The organism is Hydrogenophaga sp. (genome assembly GCF_018780075.1).
GTDB lineage: Bacteria > Pseudomonadota > Gammaproteobacteria > Burkholderiales > Burkholderiaceae_C > Hydrogenophaga.
Genome location: NZ_JADMKB010000028.1, coordinates 1 through 9,070, shown reverse-complemented (window position 1 = coordinate 9,070; position 9,070 = coordinate 1). Strand labels below are relative to the sequence as shown.

Annotated in this window: 8 protein-coding genes; all 8 read left to right on the top strand. The window is 69.6% G+C overall.

Features of this window, described 5'->3' with window-relative positions; translation table 11 throughout:
* Positions 1-548, top strand: a 548-nt coding sequence (locus IV088_RS06755; RefSeq protein ID WP_291099518.1) for a YaeQ family protein, incomplete at its 5' end; no start/stop codon positions are given.
* Between the two features lie 78 nt (positions 549-626).
* Complete coding sequence (locus tag IV088_RS06750; protein WP_291099515.1) at positions 627-995, top strand: hypothetical protein; 369 nt, start codon at positions 627-629, stop codon at positions 993-995.
* A gap of 116 nt (positions 996-1,111) precedes the next feature.
* Positions 1,112-2,464 carry a tRNA (N6-isopentenyl adenosine(37)-C2)-methylthiotransferase MiaB gene (gene miaB / locus IV088_RS06745; protein ID WP_291099512.1) on the top strand — a complete coding sequence of 451 codons (1,353 nt, stop codon included), beginning with the start codon at positions 1,112-1,114 and terminating at the stop codon, positions 2,462-2,464.
* Positions 2,465-2,498: 34 nt separating this feature from the next.
* Complete coding sequence (locus IV088_RS06740) at positions 2,499-3,917, top strand: ATP-binding protein (protein WP_291099511.1); 1,419 nt, start codon at positions 2,499-2,501, stop codon at positions 3,915-3,917.
* A complete protein-coding gene (locus tag IV088_RS06735) occupies positions 3,907-4,590 on the top strand; it encodes a hypothetical protein (protein WP_291099508.1) in 684 nt (227 codons plus the stop codon). The genes IV088_RS06740 and IV088_RS06735 overlap by 11 nt, the downstream gene beginning before the upstream one ends.
* Complete coding sequence (locus IV088_RS06730; protein ID WP_291099505.1) at positions 4,587-6,020, top strand: sigma 54-interacting transcriptional regulator; 1,434 nt, start codon at positions 4,587-4,589, stop codon at positions 6,018-6,020. The genes IV088_RS06735 and IV088_RS06730 overlap by 4 nt, the downstream gene beginning before the upstream one ends.
* Before the next feature lie 266 nt (positions 6,021-6,286).
* Positions 6,287-7,777 carry a glucan biosynthesis protein gene (locus IV088_RS06725; protein WP_291099521.1) on the top strand — a complete coding sequence of 497 codons (1,491 nt, stop codon included), beginning with the start codon at positions 6,287-6,289 and terminating at the stop codon, positions 7,775-7,777.
* On the top strand, positions 7,750-9,070 hold a 1,321-nt coding region (gene mdoH / locus IV088_RS06720), incomplete at its 3' end, for a glucans biosynthesis glucosyltransferase MdoH (protein ID WP_291099502.1). The genes IV088_RS06725 and mdoH, both read left to right, overlap by 28 nt.

The window sequence follows — 9,070 nt, the reverse complement described above, 5'->3', positions numbered from 1 at the left end:
CCACCATCTTCAAGGCGAACCTCCAGATCGCCGACATCGACCACGGCTACTACGCCGACCACGCGCTCACCCTGGCCCGCCACCCCAGCGAGACCGACGAGCGCATGATGGTCCGGCTGGTGGCGATGGCGATCCACGCCCACGAGCTGCAGGACACCTGCAAGGGCGACGGCACGCTCGCCTTCGGCGCCGGGCTGTCGGACCCGGACGACCCGGACGTCTCGCTGACCGACTTCACCGGCCGCAAGCGCATCTGGATCGAGGTCGGCCAGCCCGAGGACAAGCCCGTGTCCAAGGCCTGCAGCAAGGCCGACGCGGTGATCCTCTACGCCTTCGGCTCGGCGGCCGACGTGTGGTGGCGCGGCATCGAGACCAAGCTGACCCGGCTGGAGAAGCTGCAGGTCTGGCGCCTGCCCACCGAGGTGGCGCCCGCGCTGGCGGCCATGGCCGAGCGCAGCATGCAGCTGCAGGCCACGGTGCAGGAGGGTGCACTGACGCTCAGCAGCACCCTGGGCAGCGTGCACATCGAGCCGATCCGCTGGAAGTGAGGCACCGTGCCGCCGGCGTCGCGTGAGACAATCCGGCGTTCTCTGCCACCCCTTTTTCACAGCCTCTGGACAAACACCATGAACCGCTGCACGCCCCCCACCTTTCCCGCCCGCCGACACACTGTCGTGCTGGCCCTCGGCCTGCTCGGCGCCGGCCTGGCCACCCAGGCCCTGGCGCAGAACCAGCCCCGCATCTTCCCGGCCAAGGCCCTGCGTGGCACGCTGGTCGTGACGCAACCGCCCCTGGTGTCGATGGACGGCAAGGCCGCGCAGCTCTCGCCCGGTGCGCGCATCCGCGGCACCAACAACCTGCTGCTGCTCTCGGGCGGCCTGGTGAACCAGACGCTGACGGTGAACTACACGCTGGAAGCACACGGCATGGTGCACGACGTGTGGGTCCTGACCGAGGCCGAAGCGGCCGAGAAGCGCCAGCGCGCCGACCAGTAGTCTCTCTAACCCACACAGGCCCCATCTCGCACACGCCATGGAACCGGCTTTGCCGGGCCACAGGCGTGGTCCCCCTTCCAGGGGGAAGCCGCACAGCGGCGCAGGGGGTAGCGCATATGTCCAAAAAAGTCTTTGTCAAAACCTTCGGCTGCCAGATGAACGAGTACGACTCGGACAAGATGGTGGATGTGATGAACGCGGCCCAGGGCTACGAGCCCACGCAGGACGTCAACGAGGCCGACCTGATCCTGTTCAACACCTGCTCGGTGCGCGAGAAGGCGCAGGAAAAGGTGTTCTCCGACCTCGGCCGCGTGCAGCACCTGAAGAAAAAGGGCGTGCTGATCGGCGTGGGCGGCTGCGTGGCCAGCCAGGAAGGCGCCGAGATCATCAAGCGCGCGCCGTATGTGGACGTGGTGTTCGGCCCCCAGACCCTGCACCGCCTGCCCGAGCTGCTGGCGCGGCGCGAGACACAGTCTCGCCCGCAGGTGGACATCAGCTTCCCCGAGATCGAGAAGTTCGACCACCTGCCGCCCGCGCGTGTGGACGGCTGCAGCGCTTTCGTGTCGATCATGGAGGGCTGCTCCAAATACTGCAGCTACTGCGTGGTGCCGTACACGCGCGGCGACGAGGTGAGCCGCCCGTTCGAGGACGTGCTGGTGGAGATCGCCGGCCTGGCCGACCAGGGCGTGCGCGAGGTCAACCTGCTGGGCCAGAACGTGAACGCCTACCGGGGCAAGATGGGCGACACGGCCGAGATCGCCGACTTCGCGTTGCTGCTCGAATACGTGGCCGACATCCCGGGCATCGAGCGCATCCGCTACACCACCAGCCACCCCAACGAGTTCACGCCGCGCCTGATCGAGGCCTACGCCAAGATCCCGAAACTGGTGAACCACCTGCACCTGCCGGTGCAGCACGGCTCGGACCGCATCCTGATGGCCATGAAGCGCGGCTACACCGCCATGGAATACAAGAGCACGGTGCGCAAGCTGCGCGCGATCCGCCCCGATCTGGCCATGAGCAGCGACTTCATCGTGGGCTTCCCCGGTGAGACCGAGGACGACTTCGGCAAGCTGATGAAGCTGATCGACGATGTGGGCTTCGACATCAGCTTCAGCTTCATCTTCAGCCCGCGCCCCGGCACTCCGGCGGCCAACCTGCCCGACGACACGCCTCACGCCGAGAAGCTCCGGCGCCTGCAGCACCTGCAGGCCGTGATCGAAGCCAACGTGGCCCGCATCAGCGCGAGCCGGCAGGACACGGTGCAGCGCATCCTGGTCGAAGGCCCGTCGCGCAAGTCCACCGCCGAGGCGCCGGAGCTGATGGGTCGCACCGAGTGCAACCGCGTGGTCAACTTCGCCGCCGGCCCGAACGGCGCGCGGCTGGTGGGACAGATGATCGACGTGCGCATCACCGAGACCTTTCCGCACGCCTTGCGGGGCGAGGTGATGGTGCGCGAAACGGCGTGAGACCGGTGCGCGCACCCCGCACGGGCCACCGGTCGTGAAGACGCTGCGGTTTTCGTTCCCCCAGCTGCTGCTGGTGGCGTTCCTGCTGATCGGCGCGCTGCTGGGGGCCGCTGCGCTGCGGGCACTGTTCACGCTCGACACCATGATGGCGCTGGGCCGCGAAAGCACGGCCCAGGCGATCGCGCTGAGCACGGCGGCGCAATCGCTCAGCGAGCGCAGCCTGACCATGGAGCGGGCGGCCCGCCAGTCGCTGGTGCTGGGCGACCGCCAGTTGCGCCAGCGTTTTTTTGAAGCCGCGGGCCACTCGCGCGACATCCTGCGCCGGCTCGAAGGCAACGAGCTGCCGGCCGAGTTCTCGCGCAACTGGCTGCGGCCTGTGGCCGAGGTCGAGGCCCTGCTGGAGGGCCCGCCCGAAACCTCCTTCGACCGCGAACGCGCCGTGGCGCGTGCCTTTCGCGAGCTCGATGGACACAGCGCGTCCATCGCCCAGCAGGTGCAGACCATCATCGGCAGCCGCAACGACGCGTTGCAGTCCCGGGTGGAAGACAGCCGGCGCCAGCTGACGCAGCAGGTGCTGGGCTCCATCGCGCTGGCGGCGGTGATGGCGCTGGGCTTCGGCGTCTGGCTGGCCCGGCCGTTCCAGCGATTGGAGAAGGCCATCGTCCGCCTGGGCGAGAACCGGCTGGACCTGCCGATCGACATCCCGGGGCCGCCCGACGTGCGCCGCGTCAGCCAGCAACTGGAGTGGCTGCGCCTGCGCCTGACCGAGCTCGACGCCGACAAGGCCCGCTTTCTGCGCCATGTGTCGCACGAACTCAAGACCCCGCTGGCCTCGCTGCACGAGGGCGTGGCGGTGCTGGGCGATGGCGTGGCCGGGCCGCTCAACCCCAGCCAGGCCGAGGTGGTGACCATCCTGCAGCACAACACCCAGCTGCTGCAGCACCAGATCGAGACCCTGCTGCGTTTCAACGCGGCGGCGTTCGAAGCCCGCCAGCTGCAGCGCGAACCCACCGACCTGCTGGCCCTGGTGGAAGAGCAGATCGAGGCCCAGCGGCTGCGCTGGCAGTCGCACCAGCTGGAGGTGCGTGCCGAGGGCCGCCCCCTGGTCGTGCCGGTGGACCGACAGAAAATGGCATCGGCCATCGGCAACCTGCTGTCCAACGCGATCCGTTTTTCGCCGCCTGGTGGACAGATCCGCCTGGTGCTGCAGAGCGACGCGGGCCTGGCCAGCCTGCACGTGATCGACCAGGGCCCGGGGGTGGCCGAAGCCGACGGCCAGCGCATTTTTGAACCGTTTTACCGCGGTGAACGCCAGCCGGCGGACACCGTCAGGGGGTCGGGCATCGGGCTGTCCATCGTGCGCGAATACATTGAGGCCCATGGCGGCCGTGTTCAACTGCTGCCTGAGCGCCAGGGCGCCCACTTCTGCATCGAATTGCCCCATGCCATCTAAGTCCTTTTTCCCCGCCTCCCGCCGCGCCCACCGGGCCACCCGGGGCCAACGCCTGGCGCTGTGCCTCGGCACGGCGCTGTGCCTGGGCGCCTGCGCCACCCCGCCGGCCCCCGTGACCGCCCCGCCGCCGCCGGCGCCCACCACCACCCTGGAACCGCCGAAGCCGGTGCCACCGCCGTCGCTCCAGCCGCCCCCGCCGACCCCGCCCCCCAGCGCGGACCGCCACAGCACCCCCGCGACAGAGGCCGCCGCCAGCGCGAGCCTGTCCTTCGTGCTGGGTTATGCCGACCGCCTGAGAGGGCTGAGCAGCAACGAGCTGGTGCAGGAATTGACCCTGCTCGGTGAGCCGGGCGCGGTGCCGTCCCTGCAGCTGCAGACCGCGCTGGTGCTGATGCACCTGCACCAGCCCGCGGCCTCGGCGCGCGCGCTCGGCCTGCTGCAGCGGGTGATGACGCACCCCGCCCCCGAGAGCGCGGCGCTCAAACCGCTGGCGCGGCTGCTGGCCACCGGCCTGGCCGATCAGCGGCGCCTCGAAGACACGGTGGACCGGCAGGCGCAACAGCTGCGCGACCACCAGCGCCGCCTCGACGTGCTGAGCGACCGGCTCGACGCCATGCGCGACATCGAGCGCAGCCTCACGCCCCGGGGCCCCGGCCGGGCCCCGGCGCCATGAACACCCCCATCGATCGGGCGGCGTCGGCCCCGGCCGGGTCGCGCGGGCGCCTGCTGGTGGTGGACGACGATCCCGACATGCTGCGCCTGCTGTCGATGCGGCTCGGCGCGGCGGGCTACCAGGTCACGGCGGTCGGCTCCGCTGAAGCGGCGCTCAGCCAGCTCGACATCGAACGGCCGCAGCTGGTGCTGTCGGACGTGCGCCTGCCCGGGCGCGACGGCCTGGCCCTGTTCGACGAGGTCCGCTCGCGCCACCCCTCGCTGCCGGTGATCCTGCTCACCGCCCACGGCACCATCCCCGACGCGGTGGACGCCACCGCGCGCGGCGTCTTCGGCTACCTCACCAAACCCTACGAAGCGCGGGAGCTGCTGGAGAAAATCGCCCAGGCCCTGGCCATGAGCGCCCCGGCCGGCCCCAGCCACCCCGCCGACGAGCAGTGGCGCGCCGAGATCGTCAGCCGCTCCAACCGCATGGCCGACCTGCTGGCCGAGGCGCGCATGGTGGCGCAGTCGGACGCGAGCGTGCTGCTGCGCGGCGACAGCGGCACGGGCAAGGAGGTGCTGGCCCACGCGATCCACCGCGCCAGCCCGCGCGCCAAACGGCCCTTCATCGCGGTCAACTGCGGCGCCATCCCCGAGGCCCTGCTCGAATCCGAGCTGTTCGGCCACATGAAGGGCGCCTTCACCGACGCGGTGGCCAACCACAAGGGCCTGTTCCAGGCGGCCGACGGCGGCACGCTGCTGCTCGACGAGATCGGTGACATGCCACCGGCCCTGCAGGTCAAGCTGCTGCGCGTGCTGCAGGAGCGCGCGGTGCGCCCGCTGGGTTCGAGCCAGTCGCTGCCGGTGGACGTGCGCATCATCTCGGCCACCCACCGCGACCTGGAAGAGGCAATGGCCACGGCCCAGTTCCGCGAAGACCTGTACTACCGGCTCAACGTGGTCACGCTCACCCTACCCACACTGGCCGAGCGGCGCGAAGACATTCCGCTGCTGGCCAACCATTTCCTGGCCAAACTGGCCGCCAAGTACGGCAAACGCAGCTCGGGGTTTGCGCCCGAGGCGCTCAAGGCGCTGACCATGTCCGCCTGGCCGGGCAACGTGCGCCAGCTCTACAACGTGGTCGAACAGGTCTGCGCTCTGTCCACCACGCCGTTGGTGTCGCTGGCTCTGGTGCAGCGCGCGTTGCGCACGCCCTCGGTGGAGGTGCTGAGCTTTGCCGACGCCAAGCAGCGTTTCGAGCGCGACTACCTGGTGGGCCTGCTCAAGTTGACCGACGGCAACGTGGCCGACGCGGCCCGCCTGGCGCAGCGCAACCGCACCGAGTTCTACCGCCTGCTGCAAAAACACGCGCTGACACCGGGCCTGTTCAAAAGCGACACCGGAACCGGCCTGGCCGATGAGGGCACCGACCCTGTCGCCGATACGTGACAAACCAAAGCCTTTGATTCAAAAGGCTTTTTTTGAACACTCCGCCCGACCTGTCGCCATCTGGCGACAAAAACCGGGCATTCATCCCCCGAGCACGGCACCGCGCGGCCCTTCGACATCAACAAATCCACTCAAACTGTTGATTTAAAAGGATTTTTCAGACCTGGCACAGGGTTTGCCCTAATCAAGGCATGCCCCGCCCTTTTTCCCCCCTTTCAGCCCATCGCGCACCTGGCCGCTGGGCCGTGCTGTGTGCGTTGCTGGCCATGCTGGCCGCGGCTCCCGCGATGGCCCAGGGGTTTGACTGGGCCACCCTGAGCCAGCTGGCCCAGACCCGCGCGCAGGCCCCTTACCGCGCAAACGGCGACAAGCTGCCGGCCGAACTGAAGGCGCTGGACTACGACCAGATGCGACTCATCCGTTTCCGCGATGAGCGTGCCACCTGGTTCACCGAGCAGCTGCCGTTCCATGCCCAGTTTTTCCACCCGGGCGGGACCCAGACCGACACCATTCGCGTCAACGAGATCACGGATGGCGTTGCGCAGCGCATCCCGTTCAAAAGCGACCGCTTCGAATACCGGCAGGTCGTGGACCCCACCGCCTGGGGCGACGTCGGATACGCCGGCTTTCGCCTGCTCCACCCCGTGAACAAACCGGGCACGATGGACGAGATCGCGGCCTTCGTGGGTGCGAGCTACTTCCGGGCCCTCGGCAAGAACCAGCAGTACGGCCTGTCGGCGCGCGGCCTGGCCATCGACACCGTGGGCGCGGGCGCCGAAGAGTTCCCCCGCTTCACCGAGTTCTGGCTGGAGCGCCCGGCCCCCGGCGCCACGCAGGTCACGGTCTACGCCCTGCTGGAGTCGCCCCGCAGCACCGGCGCCTACCGGTTCGTGATCCGTCCGGGCAACCAGACCACCATGACCGTGCACGCGCGGGTGTACCTGCGCACGGGCAGCGCGCCGGTGACCACGCTGGGCCTGGCCCCGCTCACCAGCATGTTCACTTTCGGCGAAAACCAGCGCCACGCCACCGACTTCCGCCCGGAGGTGCACGACTCCGACGGCCTGATGGTGGTCACCGGCGAGGGCGAGTGGCTGTGGCGCCCGCTGCAGAACCCGCGCCAGCTGGTCGTCAGCTCGTTCGCCATGCAGCAGCTGCGCGGCTTTGGCCTGATGCAGCGCGACCGCGCCTTCGCCAGCTACGAAGACGTGGAGGCCCGCTACGAGCGCCGCCCCAGCGCCTGGGTCAAACCGCTGGGCGACTGGGGCCCCGGCCGGGTGGAGCTGGTGCAGCTGCCGACCCCCGACGAAACGCACGACAACATCGTCGCCTACTGGGTGCCCACCCGCACGCCCCTCCCGGGCGAGGCGCTGGAACTGGCCTACGAACTGGCGTGGCAGGGCGATGACCAGCAACGCCCGCCTTCGGCCTGGGTGGCCCAGACCCGCAAGGGCTATGGCTACACCAAGCTCAGCCCCCAGGAACAGGCCCAGCAGCCCAAGTTCGTGCTCGACTTCGCGGGCCCGTCGCTGGCGGCCCTGCCAGCGGGCGCCGACGTTCGGGCCATGGTCAGCGCCGACAGCAACGGCCGGGTGCTCGAAGCCCTGGCCTACCCCAACCCCGCCACCCAGACCTGGCGCGCCGTGATCCGCGTGGAACGCATCGACCCGGCCCGCCCGGTCGAACTGCGCGCCTTTCTCCAACACCAGAACCACACCCTGAGCGAAACATGGACACACCTACTCTTGCCCGAGTGACGCCCGCCACGAGCGGCCGCAGCCGGTTGCGCGAGGAGCGCCACCCCAACGCCGTGACCGCCCCGCCGGTGCACCGCGGGTCCATGGTGCCGCGCCCCTGGCGAGGTTTCTGGAAGAGCATCGGCACCGCCGCGCTGTCGGTGGCCAGCGCCTGCCTGCCCGGCCAGCGCCCCCCGGCCGTTCGCGCCCCCCGGCCCACGGCCTGGGAAGTCGCCGGCAACCGCCGCCGGACGGTGTTTTCGGTGCTCACGCTGCTGAGCACCGTGCTGGCGGCGAGCCTCTACCACCGCGCCCAGCCCGACGGTGAGAACACCTGGCTGCAGATGGCGCAGCTGGGACTGTTCGTGCTGCTCTCGGCCTGGGTCGTCACGGGCTTCGTGACCGCGCTCATGGGCTTCTGGGTGATGCTGCGCGGCGACCGCCACACGCTCACGGCCGCCTCGGTGCGCGACCACGCCATGAACCCCGAGGCGCGCACCGCCCTCATCATGCCGATCTGCAACGAAGACGTGGCCACCGTGTTCGCCGGCCTGCGGGCGACCTGCGAGTCGCTGATCGGCACCGGCCACGCGGGCCAGTTCGACGTGTTCGTGCTGTCCGACAGCTACGACCCCGCCATCGCCGCGGCCGAACGCCAGGCCTGGGAGGCCTTGCGCGCCGCCCTGGCCGAGCAGCCCGGCCAGCCACCGATCGAGGTGTACTACCGCCTGCGCAGCCGCCGCACCCACCGCAAGGCCGGCAACGTGGCCGACTTCTGCCGCCGCTGGGGCAAGGACTACCGCTACATGGTGGTGCTCGACGCCGACAGCGTCATGAGCGGCAGCTGCATCGTCTCCATGGTCAAGCTGATGGAAGCCCACCCCAAGGCCGGCATCGTGCAGACCGCCACGCAGGCCATCGGCCACGCCACGCTGCATGCGCGCGCGCAGCAGTTCGGCTCGCGCGTCACCGGTCGCCTGTTCACGCTGGGCATGCAGTTCTGGCAGCTCGGCGAGTCGCACTACTGGGGCCACAACGCGATCATCCGCGTCGAACCCTTCATGAAGCATTGCGCGCTGGCCCCGATCAAGGGCACAGGCGGCATGTCCGGCGGCATCATGTCGCACGACTTCGTCGAAGCCGCGCTGATGCGCCGCGCCGGCTACCAGGTGTGGCTGGTCTCCGACCTCACCGGCAGCTACGAGCAGCAGCCGCCCGACCTGCTGAGCGAACTGCAGCGCGACCGCCGCTGGTGCCAGGGCAACCTGCAGAACTCGCGCCTGATGGCCGAGCCCGGCATCCACCGCGTGCACC